Genomic DNA, 15,246 nt, shown 5'->3' with positions numbered 1-15,246 from the left:
GGATTTATTTTAATTATTTAAATCTAAATTCTTTGAATTAGCTTTTTATAGATTGACGTTGAAAATCGGCCTCACGTAATCGGGTTTTTAATTCAGGGGCAATTTTGGATATTTTCAAAACCTCAGAGGCGGTTAGTCTTAAAAAAGTGACATAAGTTGTCGCTTTTATGGTGGCCGAACGCCTAGAATTCATTAATAAGGCGTGTTCACCAATAAAAGAACCTTCATGCAATTCATCAATATAACTCGTTTCACCTTGTTTATTAATTTTATAAACCCCGACCGTTCCGTTGACCAGTATGTACAGCGAATGACCTTTATCCCCTTCATTAAATACAATATCATCGGGTAAAAAATTAACGTATTCTGTTTTTTGACCCAGTGCTTTTAACATTTCTTGAGGCAAGCCAACGAATAAAGGCACGTTAGCAATCCATTTATGTTTATGATCTTGCGAAAGGCTACCAACTTAAGACGGGACAAAATAAAGAACTAACTGCGATATTCTTGTATCATAGGTTAATGACTAAAAAAACAGAACAACACAGAAAATACGCGCAGCTAGTCACGCAATTATCGCTGAAATTACAACAACAGGCAAGCAAACTGTTCGTAACTTAGCTTCAATTGTTGGTCGCTCAAAAAGCAGTGTGCATCGTCATCGTCAAGCGCAAACAAAGCGAAATCGACATCCTGAATCATCATTATGGGAAACCGAGGCAGGTAGTTCTTGGCAAAGATTAATGGTGTTTTCCGCCTTGTATGTCTTTGGATTAAAGGCAGGCGTAGGTGCAGAGACTTTATCGCTGTTTTTTAAAATGATACGGATTGACACCCATGTGGGCGTATCACCCGACGCACTGCGGACTCAAATCAATAAAATGGAAGTCTTATTGCCGCAGTTTCAGCAAGAATGCGAAAAAGTGTGAAAAAACAAACACGTAAAGTTGTTGCTGGGCTGGATGAGACTTTTTTCGGCAACTTTATGATTTTAGTTTTAATGGACTTACGTTCTGGCTATCTTTTGTTGGAAGATATTAGCGATGATAGGTGCTACGATACTTGGTATAAAAGGTTTCGCCACGATTAGAATCATTAGGCATTGAGGTTAATCATGCGATTAGTGATCGCGCTAAGGCGTTGATAAAAATGGCAGTGACGGGGTTTAAGTGCGAATCGGGGGCAGATATTTTTCATGCTCAACAAGATATGAGTCGCTGGTTAGGCGCGAAAATCGGCAGGCGTGCAGCAAGGGCTGAAAAACAGCGGCAAGCAGCGCAAACCGCAGAGTCTACTGTTTCTAAAACGGCAACGATGCAGAAAATTATTGGACTTAAAACAACACGGATAACGGCTGAAAAAGAGCTTGAAGAAGCCAAAAAATACAAACAGATTATCACGAAAACTTACAAGGGATTGCGGATGAAGTTCATCCTTTTTCACTCAATGATAGTCGTAGAAACGATGCGGAACAGGTTGAGAAGTTGCTAGAGTTAAGAGCGCGAGCCTTTGAAAAAATAGCGGAAAAACAAGGGATTAACGATCATAAAGGCGTGATGAAAAAGTTTCGTAATCAAATAAAACCGTTAGCGGTATCCATCAGTTTTTGGTGGCTTTGGGTACGCGAAACCTTGCAAAATTTGGGGCTTGATGCGGATACCGAATATTGGTTGACCACAACATTATTACCCGTTGTTTATTGGCATCAGAAAATGGAACAAACTAAAAGCCGCAGGTCAAAGGAAAACTATCGAAAAGCTTGGGAAACCGCGTCTGATAAGCTCAAATCAGACCCATTTAGTGCAAAGTTATCAATCAGTGAAATGCAGCGATGGCTAACATTGGCGGAGCATATGGCAAGGCAGTTTCAACGCAGTTCATCTGCGGTGGAAGGGCGAAATGGCTGTTTATCGCAAATGTATCGCAATGGGCGAGGTTTGAATAAAAAGCGATTAAACGCGTTGACGGTCATTCATAACTACGGAATCAAACGTGAGGATGGCACAACCGCCGCCATGCGTTTATTTGATACCGAGTTTCCAGACTTGTTTTCATGGCTACTGAATGAAATGGGCGAGTTACCGCTTCCTAGAAATAGTCGAAAGCGTGTGTTTTCTAACCCTTTGAAATTGCTGGATGTCCCGTCTTAAATTGGTAGCCTTGCGAAAGAACGGTTTTTACTTTAGGTAATTAGACTTGTTCTTTAAGAAGAAGTTAATATATCATGTTAAAATTCCATAGGATAGCCGCTAAAAAAAGAAAATAAATCTTTTACACCTTCTTTTTTATTTCTAAACTTGTCAACTAGGCATCTATATCTTTTCATTCCACCGATTACATGCTCAACAATGACTCTTTCACGACTCATATCTTTGTTTTCTTTTTTTTGATTTTCTGTTAATGTTGGGTTTGGATTATGCTTAGATTTATTTGGTTTTTTATGAGGAATATTTACCGAATTAGTTTTATATTCATTATTAAACCCCAAATAACCTAAATCAATAAATATATTAAAATTACTAAACCAATTTAATTCTGGATTAAATTCTTTTTTAAACATTCCATAATCATGATTTTTACCTGGAAAACTAACCCCAATATATAAAATTAAATGACCTAAAGAAGCTATAGTGGTATTTTTAATTGTATGCTGTTTTGTAAAATTCATTTTGTTCTTCATAGTCACTAGGGCGTTGTACAGCACGCTCTGTAGCATCTATTATCAATGTTTGAACTCCGCCAAAAGCCTGCTGCATTTCTTCAGGGGTTGAAAAACTTGTTGCAGGTAAAACATTAAATATATCTAACGTCTTTATTAAAATTGGAAATAATTTGTATACATGAGTATGGGCGCATGATTTATTCATATTAAAAGAAAACCCTAAGTGATCGAAAGTAGAATAACACTTCATATAATTTAATATAAATAATAATTTGTCTGCGGGTGTTTTTAATGTGCTATCTAAACCACTACCGTATTTTCTTTCTTTATTTTCATGTTTTTCTTTTTGATCTTCAATAAGGGTCTTTTCAAATAGAGATAATAGTAAAATAAAATGTTCTGTTTTTAATCCTGTTAAAGCTCTTAACTGTCTATCATCATAAATTCTTGGTAAAATTTCTTTTATTTTCATGTTATACTTTGATTTTTATTTTTTATAGAAATTTATTATAAAGCTTATTTATTATTTTTAATAATTTAATTTAAAGTTTATTTATTAGGCTGTATCAACTGATTGTGAGTGTTATCAAGTATATATAAGCAATTGATTTTAATATATTTTATTTAGAAGAACAAGTCTATTGTTTTAGAGCATGATGCAATCGATCGTGTAATTTGTTGTAAACCTTGCTGCTCATTTTAGCCGCTTCAAAATCTATTTGAAGTTGCTTTAAAGCACAAATTAACCCGACTTGTTGAAATAATAAATATTGATAGTTTTGATAAAATTCAGGATAAAGATCGCTAAAATCCTTTAAACGTTTTTGTCGTCGTGATAGTCGACCTTCATAAAGATTTTTAACCCGATTTAAATTTTTTTTATTTAACGTTAAGTCCGTTAATGCGATCACTTTTAAGGCATTACGCGCCATTAAAATGCCTGCGATATCATATTGAATATGATTAGAAAACCGTAAGTTTTGATATTTCATCAGCCATGTTAATGACCAATCATAATGACTTAAAAAATGAATAACCCATAATTCACCTCGAACAAACAAATTCTTTTTCAGGGGGACAAACTTCATATTAAACGCCGTATTAGCATCACGTTCTCGGTCATTTTTTAAAACTTCCGTAAAACTGATAAACGTATAATAATTAATTAAAGTGATTTCATGTAAGAAATCCAGTTGCTCTTTTTCAGCCTGTAAAGCGTGTGCATGAAGTTGTTCTAACCGTTGAGTTTGTGAAAATTTAACGGGTTTTACATTTAAACTTTCGGCAATCGCTAAATCAACCGCTGCGTGTAAGTGTTCGTTTAATATTTTTTGCTTAGAAAAATCATCCAGTACATTAGACTTGTTCTTCTAAATAAAATATATTAAAATCAATTGCTTATATATACTTGATAACACTCACAATCAGTTGATACAGCCTAATAAATAAACTTTAAATTAAATTATTAAAAATAATAAATAAGCTTTATAATAAATTTCTATAAAAAATAAAAATCAAAGTATAACATGAAAATAAAAGAAATTTTACCAAGAATTTATGATGATAGACAGTTAAGAGCTTTAACAGGATTAAAAACAGAACATTTTATTTTACTATTATCTCTATTTGAAAAGACCCTTATTGAAGATCAAAAAGAAAAACATGAAAATAAAGAAAGAAAATACGGTAGTGGTTTAGATAGCACATTAAAAACACCCGCAGACAAATTATTATTTATATTAAATTATATGAAGTGTTATTCTACTTTCGATCACTTAGGGTTTTCTTTTAATATGAATAAATCATGCGCCCATACTCATGTATACAAATTATTTCCAATTTTAATAAAGACGTTAGATATATTTAATGTTTTACCTGCAACAAGTTTTTCAACCCCTGAAGAAATGCAGCAGGCTTTTGGCGGAGTTCAAACATTGATAATAGATACTACAGAGCGTGCTGTACAACGCCCTAGTGACTATGAAGAACAAAATGAATTTTACAAAACAGCATACAATTAAAAATACCACTATAGCTTCTTTAGGTCATTTAATTTTATATATTGGGGTTAGTTTTCAGGTAAAAATCATGATTATGGAATGTTTAAAAAAGAATTTAATCCAGAATTAAATTGGTTTAGTAATTTTAATATATTTATTGATTTAGGTTATTTGGGGTTTAATAATGAATATAAAACTAATTCGGTAAATATTCCTCATAAAAAACCAAATAAATCTAAGCATAATCCAAACCCAACATTAACAGAAAATCAAAAAAAAGAAAACAAAGATATGAGTCGTGAAAGAGTCATTGTTGAGCATGTAATCGGTGGAATGAAAAGATATAGATGCCTAGTTGACAAGTTTAGAAATAAAAAAGAAGGTGTAAAAGATTTATTTTCTTTTTTAGCGGCTATCCTATGGAATTTTAACATGATATATTAACTTCTTCTTAAAGAACAAGTCTATTATCTACGGCCACTTTAATTTGTTGGGTATTATGTTCTAATTCAGCATTTTCCTCAGAGGATAACTGATCCAGTTTAAGCCAATGAATTAGCATTTTAATCGTGGTTGCATTGAGCAATAAACTGACTAACACAACCCCTAGCGTTAATTCTATGAGCATTTTTTTTTCGGGCAAACTATCAGGAATAGACAGAACAACCGCAATAGCTAAGCCCCCTTTCAGTCCTCCCCACCACATAATATGGCGTTCATGTAAGCTAATTTTAGGTAATTTAAAAATATACGTGGTTAAAGGGGTGAGTAAATAAATGCTAAAGGCTCTAGCAATAGCGACTGCCGCGGCCGCTAATAAAATTAAATTCCAATGACTTAATAACGTAAAAACATTAACAGAAAGCCCAATCAAAATAAATAATAACGAGTTACACGTTAAAATAATAATTTCCCAGCTTTCACGCACCATACGCATGGTATCATGAGACAATCGAATTAAACCGGTTGCATTTAGACAGATGGCGGCGGTTAACACGGACATCACGCCCGAAACATGAAAATAATGCTCCGCAAGAATAAAACTAAAATAAGCCATAGCCATTGATAAAATGACAGGAATACCATGACTGCCATGATACAAGCGAACCATTAATTCGCTCATCATTAAACCAATCACGATGCCAACAACAATTCCCCCAAAAAAGACCGTCAAAAACTGACTAATCGCGGGTAAAATATCACTGGTTAACATTTCATTGGTCGCCACAAAGCCCAACATAATATTGAATAAGACAATCGCGGTGGCATCATTGAGTAATGACTCCCCTTCCACTAAAATTAATAAACGCTTAGGAACCCCTAACTCTTTAAAAATAGCGACGACGGCAACAGGATCTGTAGCTGAAATTAACGCGCCAAAAATTAAAGCGACGATTAAATTAAGGTGCATCGACCAGGCAAGCCCTAATCCCACTAAAAGAGCAGAAATAAGCATTCCAGGAATGGCTAAAACAGCCACGGCAATTAAATTTTTTAGTAACGCACGGGCATCAAGACTTAGAGCCGATTCAAAAATAAGGGCGGGTAAAAAAACAAATAAAACGATGTCCGGGGTTAAATGAAATTGTTGTAAATTATTTGCAAACGGTAAAAAATGTTCCGCTAAATTTATACTTATACCCAAAATAACCAAAACAACCGTATAGGGAATAGCAATATGTCGACATAAGTTGGCCGCAATCATCGCTACTAATAGTAAGGCGAAGGTAACTAACAAAATTTCTGAAATAGGCATAAAAATCATTTTTTTATAGAAATAACATCACAATAGCTTAATATTTCTGCTTAAATTAACAAAGCCTTTAATCACAAAGCGGTTTAAAAGTTGACTTTTAAGCAAAAATCATTCAATTTACCCCACTTGAAACAAAAATTTTAGCATTATCCAATAAGAAAAATTGTTTCAAAACAAAAGATTTAAAACTAATATTAGTCTTAAAAAAAATAAATTGTAGTCTGCCTAATTAACAGAATACTAGGAGAAAAATATAATGAAGAAGCCTTTAAAAAGCTTACTGATTGCTTCAACAGTCGCAGCTGCCCTCGCAGTACCTGCTATTTCATCTGCAAATAGTGGTGTTGAAAAATTAACCTCAAACCCTGCAAACTGGGCAACCTGGGGTGGCGATTATGCAGGAACGCGTTATAGTAAACTGAATGAAATTAACACAAGTAACGTTAAAAGTTTACAACCTGCTTGGTCATTTTCAACAGGGGTTTTACGAGGACATGAAGGCGGGCCTTTAGTCATCGATGATATTATTTATATCCATACCCCTTTTCCTAATACGGTTTACGCACTCGACCAAAAAACGCAAGCTGTTATTTGGGAATTTACCCCAACTCAAGATGCGGATGTAACTATTCCTGTTATGTGTTGTGATACGGTTAACCGTGGTCTTGCTTATGGCGATGGAAAAATCTTTTTACAACAATCAGATACTGTCTTAACCGCTTTAGATGCTAAAACAGGTAAACGTATTTGGAGTGTTCAAAACGGTGACCCTAAATTAGGGATGACGAATACACAGGCCCCTATTGTTGTTAAAGATAAAGTTATCACTGGTATTTCAGGCGGTGAATTTGGTGTTCGTGGCTTCTTAGCCGCTTACAACATCAAAACAGGTCAGTTGGACTGGAAGGGTTACAGTATGGGCCCTGATGGCGATACGTTAATTGATCCTAAGAAAACGACTGCTTGGAAAGACGGTAAAGTTCAACCTGTTGGCGAAAACTCAAGTACTGGTACTTGGGAAGGCGATCAATGGAAAATTGGTGGCGGAACAACATGGGGTTGGTATTCTTACGATCCTAAATTAAACTTGATTTATTATGGATCAGGTAACCCATCAACATGGAATCCTACCCAACGTCCTGGCGACAACAAATGGTCGATGTCTTTATGGGCGCGTGATGCCGATACAGGTGAAGTTAAATGGGTTTATCAAATGACACCGCATGATGAGTGGGATTTTGATGGCATTAACGAAACCGTATTAGTTGACCAAAAAGTTAAAGGTAAAATGCATAAAACACTGGTGCATTTCGACCGTAATGGCTTTGGCTATACGTTAGATCGTGAAACGGGTGAATTATTAGTTGCTGAAAAATTTGATAAATCAGTTAACTGGGCAACGCACGTTGATATGAAATCAGGTCGTCCACAAGTTGTTTCTGAATACAGTACAGAGCAAAATGGGGAAGATGAAAATACAGTGGGTGTTTGTCCTGCTGCATTAGGGTCTAAAAACCAACAACCTGTTTCTTACTCACCGCAAACAGGTCTATTCTATATCTCAGGTAACCACTTGTGTATGGATTATGAACCGTTTGAAGTGTCTTATACCGCAGGTCAGCCTTATGTCGGTGCAACCTTAACCATGATGCCAGCAGGCGCTGACGTGATGACAGGTAAAAAAGACGGTACAACTAACTTAGGTCAGTTTACCGCTTATGATGCTAAAACAGGTGAAATCAAATGGTCTAACAAAGAAACATTCTCTGTTTGGTCTGGTTCGCTTGCAACGGCAGGGGGCGTTGTTTTTTACGGCACATTAGAAGGTTATCTAAAAGCCGTTGATGCTAAAACAGGTAAAGAATTGTATAAATTCAAAACCCCTTCTGGCATTATTGGTAACGTAAATACATGGTCTTATGAAGGCAAACAATATGTTGGCGTGTTGTCAGGTATTGGTGGCTGGGCAGGTATTGGTATTGCAGCAGGTATTGATGATGGTACCGATGCGTCTAATACAGAAGGTTTAGGTGCCGTAGGTGCTTACAGAAGTTTAAGTTCTTACACTAAACTAGGCGGTGTTTTTACCGTATTCGCATTACCGAGTAAATAAGTTGTAATCTTTTCATAAGATGAATAAAACCCCAGTCAATTTTATTGGCTGGGGTTTTTTTATATCCAATAATCGAAACAAAACCCTATTAAATAGGTCTATCCATTGAAAATAACGTAATTCCCTCTATTTTGGCTACCAACTTAAGACGGGACACGTTGAGATTAAGCCGTTCGTACTGAGCTTGCCGAAGTATGAACGGTTAAGCCTCGCTCTATCTCTATAGCGTCCCATCTTAAGTTGGTAGCCTCTATTTTTAAGCTTACCCAAGGTAACGTTCTAATGACTTTAGCCCGATTTATTTTTTGTTTTCTCTTCTGTTTATCCAATACAACACAGGCAATCAACCTCCCCCTCACGCATCGACAAGAAATTCAATTAGTCAAACCTGCCACATTAGCCGATAAAACATTAGGCTCCGCACTTAGCGTTTTTGGATCCACAGCCGCTGTCGCAGCCACCTACCCTGAAAGTAATCGTACAGGAACGGTTTATCTTTATGATGCTTTGGAAAACTGGCAACTGACTACGGAATTAACCAGCCCCGTGATGGATGATAATTTTGGTCGAAACATTGCGTTAAAGGGCAATATTTTACTGGTAAGTGCGGACCGCGATGATAATCAACGAGGAGCGGTTTATGTTTTTGAGCGAGATTCAACCAATCGTCATCAATGGCAACAACAGGCTAAATTAACAGCCCCCGATACTCAAGACGGTCATCAATTTGGTCGTGCCATTATGATTTCTGAGGATAAACTTTATATCGGCGCACCGTTACATCAGCAGGGCAAGGTTTATATTTTTAGCCGTAATGAACGTGGGCAATGGCAATTTGACGCGAGTATTATTCCAGAAGATCCTCAAGCATTAAGGTTTGGTGACGCGATTGCTAAAGAAGGGAATACCCTTATTATCGGCGCACCTTATACCAATGCGAGTAATTCAACCGCTAAAAACCGACCAAGACAACCCCGTTTTACCTTTAGTAAAGAAGCGGTTTTAGACCTAGGAATAGAAAATGGAGCGATTTTTATTTATGAAAATAATGATAATCACTGGCGTTATCATTCACGCCTTAGTGCGAATAATGGCGAATCAGGGGATCACTTTGGTGAACAAATTCTCATTGAAGAAAACACAATTCTTAGCAGTGTTAAACAAAAAGATATTTTTGATGACTTACGTTCTGGGGCCGTTTATATTTATACAAAACAAACCGATCAATGGCTAGAAGAACAGTTATTACTTGCCACTAAACCTAAAGTAGGTGGTTTTTTTGGTCAAAGTATCGCCATGTTAAAAAACGCCATTTTAGTCGGGGCCAGTAAATCCGATCTATCAGGATTTAATAGCGGTGAAGTGGAAATTTTTTCCAAAAATAAGACGCCAGCTTGGGAAACAACGCCTTGGCAACATCCTCAACACTTACCAGGTCATGAACAATTTGGTTTAAGTCTTGCGGTTGCTGAAAATTATTTTTTAGTGGCTTCCATAAACAGTGTCCGTGTTTTTCAAGACCCGTTAACTCACAGCTCATCGGCTAATTTTTATCCACAAACCAATGAGTTGCAACTTGATGATGCTTATATCGCAGACTCAGGGGTTTTTAAAGCCCATTTTAAATTAACTCAAAAGGCCGATGATTTATTACTCACCTTAGCTCACGTAGAAATACAACCTGATAAAAAAATGAGTGACATTCATTACTCGAAACAAACAGGACAATTAACCATTCCACGATTAGCCATACAAAATAGCAACCAAGAAACCGTATTTTATGCATTAACCTTGCAACATATTGAAAATTCATCCCCTCTACAATTTCGGGTTTCTTCTTTTAACGCAATCACCCCTTAAATTATGAAACGTCTTCAGACCCTAAGCCTTACTTTATTACTTGCTAGTGTTTCTACCTCAAGTTTTGCTTTGAACTGTCCTGCGGATAAAGCAACGTATTCGATACAAACGGGGAAACTTGATTTGCCTCGTGTTTATATTGAGCAGGATAACGTTTTATTTCAATCCCAACTCAATTTATTAGCCGTTGACAATCCCTTTCATTTTCAACTGGGTCATTTACAACGAGTCAATGACGTAGTCAATACGGGGGAAGTAACCTATCAACCGATTACGCAACAGGTAACTCTTCCCTCACTGTGTATTTCATCAAGTGAAGGCGATCAGCTTATTTATAATGTTGAAATGCAACAAATTCCCGCTGTTAAACCGATGCAGTTTTTACTTAAAACCGCTAAGGACATCACAGGAAAAAGTATTTTTAATTGGCCATTAGCGAATAATAAAGCCGCCTTATTTTTAACGGATCGAACTGCTTTTGAAAATTTAGCCACAACCTCGAATGTCTCAGGGGTTTTAGGGGTTCGAGAACTTAAATTTATCATCACCGATATTGACACCGATCATCCTGTTTTATTTTTCATCAATTCAGAAATAAACCCCTTACATTATGATTTTTTACGCAATGTTCTTAATCATTACCAACCCTTTGGTTATAACACAGGCAATACACAATTTATCGCCGAAACGTATTTTAAAGACGACCGTCATCATTTAGCAGGCTCCGTTGTTGCTTACGATCATTACACCGAAACGGGCTTATATGCGTTAGAGTTTTGGCCAACAGACCCCGTATCGGCCCCCTTAATTGAAAAAGCCTATCAAACCATTACGGCAGCGATGCCTTTTTTAACCACGCCCTTAGCCTATCATCCTGTCGGAAATACCCATGAGTTAAATTACAGTGGAATGGCCGAGGCATTTGATAAAAAAAATATTCGTAGTATCGCGACCGAAGAATTATTTGCTCAACTGGATTCCGCTATTTTGAATAAAGGAGAAGCTTATGGACGTTTAAAAATTGTCAACGCAGGGGATCGTAATCCTAATGAAACTGACATTGCTATTTATAGCTTTATCCCCAATGATTTAGGTCATGTCGGCGGCATTATTACCGAGGCCCCTCAAACGCCCCTGTCACATATTAATTTGAAAGCCCGTCAAAATAATACCCCCAATGCTTACATGAAAAATGTACGCACCGATCCCGAAATTAGTCCCTTAATTAATCAATGGGTGCATTATACCGTCAGTGATGCGGGGGTTGAATTGACATTAGCCAGCGAAGAAAAATCCTTACAATGGTTGGCTGATAAAATTCCTGATACCGTCACGATCCCTAAAAGTGATTTAACCGTAACGGAACCTCAAGCCTTAGCCAATTTACACCATCGTGACTGGGTACGTGTTGGGGTTAAAGCCGCTAATGTAGCCGAATTAGATAAAATATTAGTGGATGGGGTTGCTCCTAAAGGCTATGCGTTACCCTTTGCGATGTATGATGAATTTATGCGTTTACCGCGTTGTGTCGATGATTTAACCCAGCTTTGCAATGATTCGACCAGTCTGTCTTTGTATCAGTTTATTCAGCAACTTGATCTTGAAAATAAGCCTGATAATAAAATTCAATTATTAACCGAATTACGCGCGACTATTGAACAGGCAGAAGCTCCCCAAACGTTAATTGATCGTATAGAAAGCGTGCGTTTATTTTGGCAACCTGCGGGGGAACCTTTTACCCAAAAATTGCGCGTTCGTTCCAGCACTAATAATGAAGATTTAGAAGGTTTCAATGGCGCAGGTTTGTATGATTCTGTGACACACAAACCTAAAGAAGGGAAATTAATTAACAGTGTTAAACAGGTTTGGGCAAGTTTATGGACAGAACGTGCTTTTGATGAACGCCGTTTGCATCGAATTGAGCATTTTAAAACTTACATGGGGGTCTTAATTCATCCTAATTATGGTGATGAACACGTTAATGGGGTTGCGATTACCAAGAATATTTATAATCCTAGTTGGGAAGGTTTTTATGTGAATGCTCAATATGGTGAGCTATCCATTACGAATCCAGAGCCTATTGAGACTGATAAGGGTTTAATTACGCCCATTCCTGATGAGTTTGTGATGACGCGTTTAGCGGCCTCGATTAATGATTATGCGTGGGAAACTCAATTTATTAGGCACTCTAATGTTGAAACTATTTATGATGCGCCTGTGCCGACGGAAAATGTATTAACTGAGGTTGAAATGAATCTGTTACGGGATAATTTACGCATTATTCACGCACATTTTAAAGCTCTTTATCAAGGGGATGATAATTTTGCGATAGATATTGAGTTTAAGATCACTGAAACGGGTGATGGTAGTCGCGGAAAGCTTGCGATTAAACAAGCACGTCCGTGGGTTGATTAAAATTTTGGTGTGTCATTTAAGATAAGGTTAGGCGTTCTAATATTTATTTGTAATCAAACCTAAGCTGAATAGCAAGTAGACCGTATGAAATACGAGAAATACCACTTAAAAATTTGATGTGTAGCCCGTATGAAGCTTGCGTAATACGGAAAAACCCACGTTAACGTTTCATATAAAGCTATAATATTGATGGACACGATGAAAACACCGTGCCGAAAATCCCGTATTACGCAAGCTTCATACGGGCTACTTGCTAAACTATTTTTTTAAAAAAAACTGAAAAATTGCTATGGGAAGGGTTTTCCTACAGCCTCGTTATGCTCCTCAAGAATAATCACTTTACTCTAAAATAATCACTGTATAATTCTACCTATTGCCCATAAAATAAGTGAATATAAAATTTATGTCCGTGAAAGAAGAGTTTGAAGCACAATTAAAGGATTTTGTTACTGAACTTGAGGCTACCAACTTAAGGCGGGACAGCAGTAAATTCAACTACTGCATGGTTATTAACTTTCATTCAACCTTGAAGTTAAAAGTGTCCCGCTTTAAGTTGGTAGCCAAGAATATTACTATCATATAAAGCTGTTCCAACGGTATTAGACATTAACTCTTCAACTAACAATCGCATTATTTTATTTAAACGATTTCCAGCTAACCTTTCCCAAAAAGCACCTCTGCTTATAGAGATAGCCGTCGAGTCCATTATAGAACGACGTATGCCTGCAAGAGAGCATTGTTTAGCATCACCTAAAAAAATTAAAGACAATGAGAACAACAAATTGAAGGTGAGGTATTTCAATTCTTTTATCACTTTCTGATACCACTGATGAAAATGAATCTGTTAACTTTTTAATTATTTTTTTTCGGACATTTTATTGTAAGGATATTTAACTGTTATTTATTTTCTATATTGAGTGCTATTATACACACTATTTCCATGTATTCAAGTCATTGATATTTAAGGAAAATATTCACTATTACCTATGTGTAACCTAGATATGTTATAATTATCAGTTTTGGTTACTATGACTATAGATAAAGTAGAATCTCAAGAATTACAGCCTACCATTCTTTCTTACGTGAAAGATATTCCTAACCTGTGTTCACTTTCAGGATTAGCCTGCACGATATTAGCCATTTACTTCAGTATCTTAGGCGTTTACTACGCTGCAATGATTGGCATGATTTGGGCTGTTTCCTTTGACTGGGCTGATGGTCTCATAGCCCGAAGAATGAAAGGACGGACGGGTAACGACCGTGCTTTTGGCGGACAACTGGATGTATTAATAGATATTGTAAGCTATGGTGTTACTCCAGCCATTCTTTTACTAAGCTATGGAGAATTTAAACCTATATTTTTATTAGGTGCTTTTTTAATGCTTGCGGCTAGTGCAATAAGATTGAGTTATTTTAGTGTGTTTGGTCTTGCTGGTGGGTCAAAATACACAGGACTAGCTCTTGATAACAACAATATAATACTTGTTTTCATATTCTTATTTGAAGGTGCTTTTAGTCAGGGAGTCTTTTCTATCATTCTTTATATGAGTGGTTTAGGACTTGCCGCTTTGAATGTATCGCAAATTAAAACACCAAAACTTTCTGGTAACCCAATCAATGTTTATCTTCTTGCTTTTTATACGCTTGGAATAACGAGCATCTATGGCTGGAAACTTTTATAGGAAATAACAGAAATTTAAGAAACATAATAATGGAAATCCCTTCAATTTAGGAGTTAAATAGCATAATGGTTGTATATACGGTAGGCACTTTTGATTTATTGCATGTTGGTCATCTTGCTTTGTTGGAGTATTGCGCCACATTGGGTGATACGGTCGCTGTTGGTGTTGCTTCTGATGAAGTAGTTAAGCTGTATAAACCTAATATTCCTATTATTCCGCTTGAACAACGCATTGAAATGCTTCAAGCACTTGGTTGTGTGGATATTGTACTTCCCTACCATGAACTAGATTACTTGTCTATTTGTGAGAAAGTTAAAGCAGATATTTTTGTTATTGGAGAGGACTGGGGTAGAAAACCTCATAATCATGATGTGGAAAAATATTTTGACACACAGGGAAAAAAGGTAGTTCAAATTAAATATAACCCACGAAATTCGTCTACTAAAATAAAACAAAATGTCATCGCTCAATTTCAAAGAAAATGAAGAGAATAAGAAATCGCATGAAATTGATTGTAATTATGTCAAAATAAGCATAATCGGGTAGCCAAGGGTATCTCACCCTCAGCCCCCCACAACACCCTGCGTTTGCGGATCCGCACAGGGCGTTTCACTAACCGTAGTGACACTTAATCCAGCCATCTCGTAATGAAAATAATCCTTGTTGTTTCAGGTAATCTTTCCCCAATCCCTTATTAATGCAAGGGGTTTTCGCGTTTCTCCAGCTCGTAGATACCATCTCTCCAAATTAACCCTTGC

At 36.5% G+C, this 15,246-nt stretch carries 17 protein-coding genes; 11 read left to right on the top strand and 6 right to left on the bottom strand.

Features of this window, described 5'->3' with window-relative positions:
- Positions 1 to 37: 37 nt before the first annotated feature.
- Entirely contained in the window at positions 38 to 424 is a 387-nt protein-coding gene (locus tag Q9M50_10590; protein MDQ7091073.1) for a cyclic nucleotide-binding domain-containing protein, read from the bottom strand.
- Positions 425 to 650: 226 nt separating this feature from the next.
- On the opposite strand from Q9M50_10590, the gene Q9M50_10585 reads away from it, so the two are divergent.
- The 4 genes from Q9M50_10585 to Q9M50_10570 are packed head-to-tail and all read left to right on the top strand — an operon-like array spanning position 651 to position 2,150.
- A complete protein-coding gene (locus Q9M50_10585; protein MDQ7091072.1) occupies positions 651 to 929 on the top strand; it encodes a hypothetical protein in 279 nt (92 codons plus the stop codon).
- A complete protein-coding gene (locus tag Q9M50_10580) occupies positions 926 to 1,090 on the top strand; it encodes a hypothetical protein (protein MDQ7091071.1) in 165 nt (54 codons plus the stop codon). The genes Q9M50_10585 and Q9M50_10580 overlap by 4 nt, the downstream gene beginning before the upstream one ends.
- Positions 1,091 to 1,149: 59 nt before the next feature.
- The gene (locus Q9M50_10575) at positions 1,150 to 1,491 is read left to right on the top strand and encodes a hypothetical protein (protein ID MDQ7091070.1); all 342 of its coding nucleotides are present in this window, start codon (positions 1,150 to 1,152) and stop codon (positions 1,489 to 1,491) included.
- Positions 1,485 to 2,150 (top strand): DUF6399 domain-containing protein, encoded by a 666-nt coding sequence (locus Q9M50_10570; GenBank protein ID MDQ7091069.1) that lies wholly within the window; start codon positions 1,485 to 1,487, stop codon positions 2,148 to 2,150. The genes Q9M50_10575 and Q9M50_10570 overlap by 7 nt, the downstream gene beginning before the upstream one ends.
- A gap of 77 nt (positions 2,151 to 2,227) precedes the next feature.
- Here Q9M50_10570 and Q9M50_10565 read toward each other — a convergent pair whose 3' ends face one another.
- The 3 genes from Q9M50_10565 to Q9M50_10555 all read right to left on the bottom strand — a co-directional run bounded on the left by Q9M50_10565 (position 2,228) and on the right by Q9M50_10555 (position 3,750).
- A complete protein-coding gene (locus Q9M50_10565) occupies positions 2,228 to 2,668 on the bottom strand; it encodes a transposase family protein (GenBank protein ID MDQ7091068.1) in 441 nt (146 codons plus the stop codon).
- Positions 2,640 to 3,134: a transposase family protein gene (locus tag Q9M50_10560; protein ID MDQ7091067.1), complete on the bottom strand. Its 495-nt coding sequence runs from the start codon at positions 3,132 to 3,134 to the stop codon at positions 2,640 to 2,642. Before Q9M50_10560 ends, Q9M50_10565 begins: the two co-directional genes overlap by 29 nt.
- A 166-nt stretch (positions 3,135 to 3,300) precedes the next feature.
- Positions 3,301 to 3,750, bottom strand: coding sequence for a hypothetical protein (locus Q9M50_10555; GenBank protein MDQ7091066.1), 450 nt, complete (start codon positions 3,748 to 3,750; stop codon positions 3,301 to 3,303).
- Between the two features lie 438 nt (positions 3,751 to 4,188).
- Between Q9M50_10555 and Q9M50_10550 the strand changes: the two genes are divergently transcribed.
- Both Q9M50_10550 and Q9M50_10545 read left to right on the top strand, forming a co-directional pair.
- Positions 4,189 to 4,683 carry a transposase family protein gene (locus tag Q9M50_10550; protein ID MDQ7091065.1) on the top strand — a complete coding sequence of 165 codons (495 nt, stop codon included), beginning with the start codon at positions 4,189 to 4,191 and terminating at the stop codon, positions 4,681 to 4,683.
- Between the two features lie 78 nt (positions 4,684 to 4,761).
- Positions 4,762 to 5,106: a transposase family protein gene (locus Q9M50_10545; GenBank protein MDQ7091064.1), complete on the top strand. Its 345-nt coding sequence runs from the start codon at positions 4,762 to 4,764 to the stop codon at positions 5,104 to 5,106.
- Between the two features lie 7 nt (positions 5,107 to 5,113).
- Here Q9M50_10545 and Q9M50_10540 read toward each other — a convergent pair whose 3' ends face one another.
- Positions 5,114 to 6,418 (bottom strand): cation:proton antiporter, encoded by a 1,305-nt coding sequence (locus Q9M50_10540; GenBank protein ID MDQ7091063.1) that lies wholly within the window; start codon positions 6,416 to 6,418, stop codon positions 5,114 to 5,116.
- A 256-nt stretch (positions 6,419 to 6,674) separates the two neighbouring features.
- On the opposite strand from Q9M50_10540, the gene Q9M50_10535 reads away from it, so the two are divergent.
- From Q9M50_10535 to Q9M50_10525, 3 genes are all read left to right on the top strand, one after another.
- Positions 6,675 to 8,531 (top strand): methanol/ethanol family PQQ-dependent dehydrogenase, encoded by a 1,857-nt coding sequence (locus tag Q9M50_10535; protein ID MDQ7091062.1) that lies wholly within the window; start codon positions 6,675 to 6,677, stop codon positions 8,529 to 8,531.
- 282 nt (positions 8,532 to 8,813) lie between these two features.
- On the top strand, positions 8,814 to 10,391 hold the full coding sequence (locus Q9M50_10530; GenBank protein MDQ7091061.1) for a hypothetical protein: 1,578 nt from the start codon (positions 8,814 to 8,816) through the stop codon (positions 10,389 to 10,391).
- Positions 10,392 to 10,394: 3 nt separating this feature from the next.
- Complete coding sequence (locus Q9M50_10525) at positions 10,395 to 12,806, top strand: PEP/pyruvate-binding domain-containing protein (protein MDQ7091060.1); 2,412 nt, start codon at positions 10,395 to 10,397, stop codon at positions 12,804 to 12,806.
- A gap of 532 nt (positions 12,807 to 13,338) precedes the next feature.
- Here the strand turns inward: Q9M50_10525 and Q9M50_10520 are convergent.
- Positions 13,339 to 13,620, bottom strand: a complete 282-nt coding sequence (locus Q9M50_10520; GenBank protein MDQ7091059.1) for a hypothetical protein — start codon at positions 13,618 to 13,620, stop codon at positions 13,339 to 13,341.
- 214 nt (positions 13,621 to 13,834) lie between these two features.
- Between Q9M50_10520 and Q9M50_10515 the strand changes: the two genes are divergently transcribed.
- Together Q9M50_10515 and Q9M50_10510 are read left to right on the top strand one after the other, a co-directional pair.
- The gene (locus tag Q9M50_10515) at positions 13,835 to 14,488 is read left to right on the top strand and encodes a CDP-alcohol phosphatidyltransferase family protein (GenBank protein MDQ7091058.1); all 654 of its coding nucleotides are present in this window, start codon (positions 13,835 to 13,837) and stop codon (positions 14,486 to 14,488) included.
- A gap of 65 nt (positions 14,489 to 14,553) precedes the next feature.
- Complete coding sequence (locus Q9M50_10510; GenBank protein MDQ7091057.1) at positions 14,554 to 14,973, top strand: adenylyltransferase/cytidyltransferase family protein; 420 nt, start codon at positions 14,554 to 14,556, stop codon at positions 14,971 to 14,973.
- Positions 14,974 to 15,246 lie beyond the last annotated feature (273 nt).

Source organism: Methylococcales bacterium (assembly GCA_030949405.1).
GTDB lineage: Bacteria > Pseudomonadota > Gammaproteobacteria > Methylococcales > Methylomonadaceae > WTBX01.
This window is presented reverse-complemented; position numbering and strand designations above follow the sequence as displayed.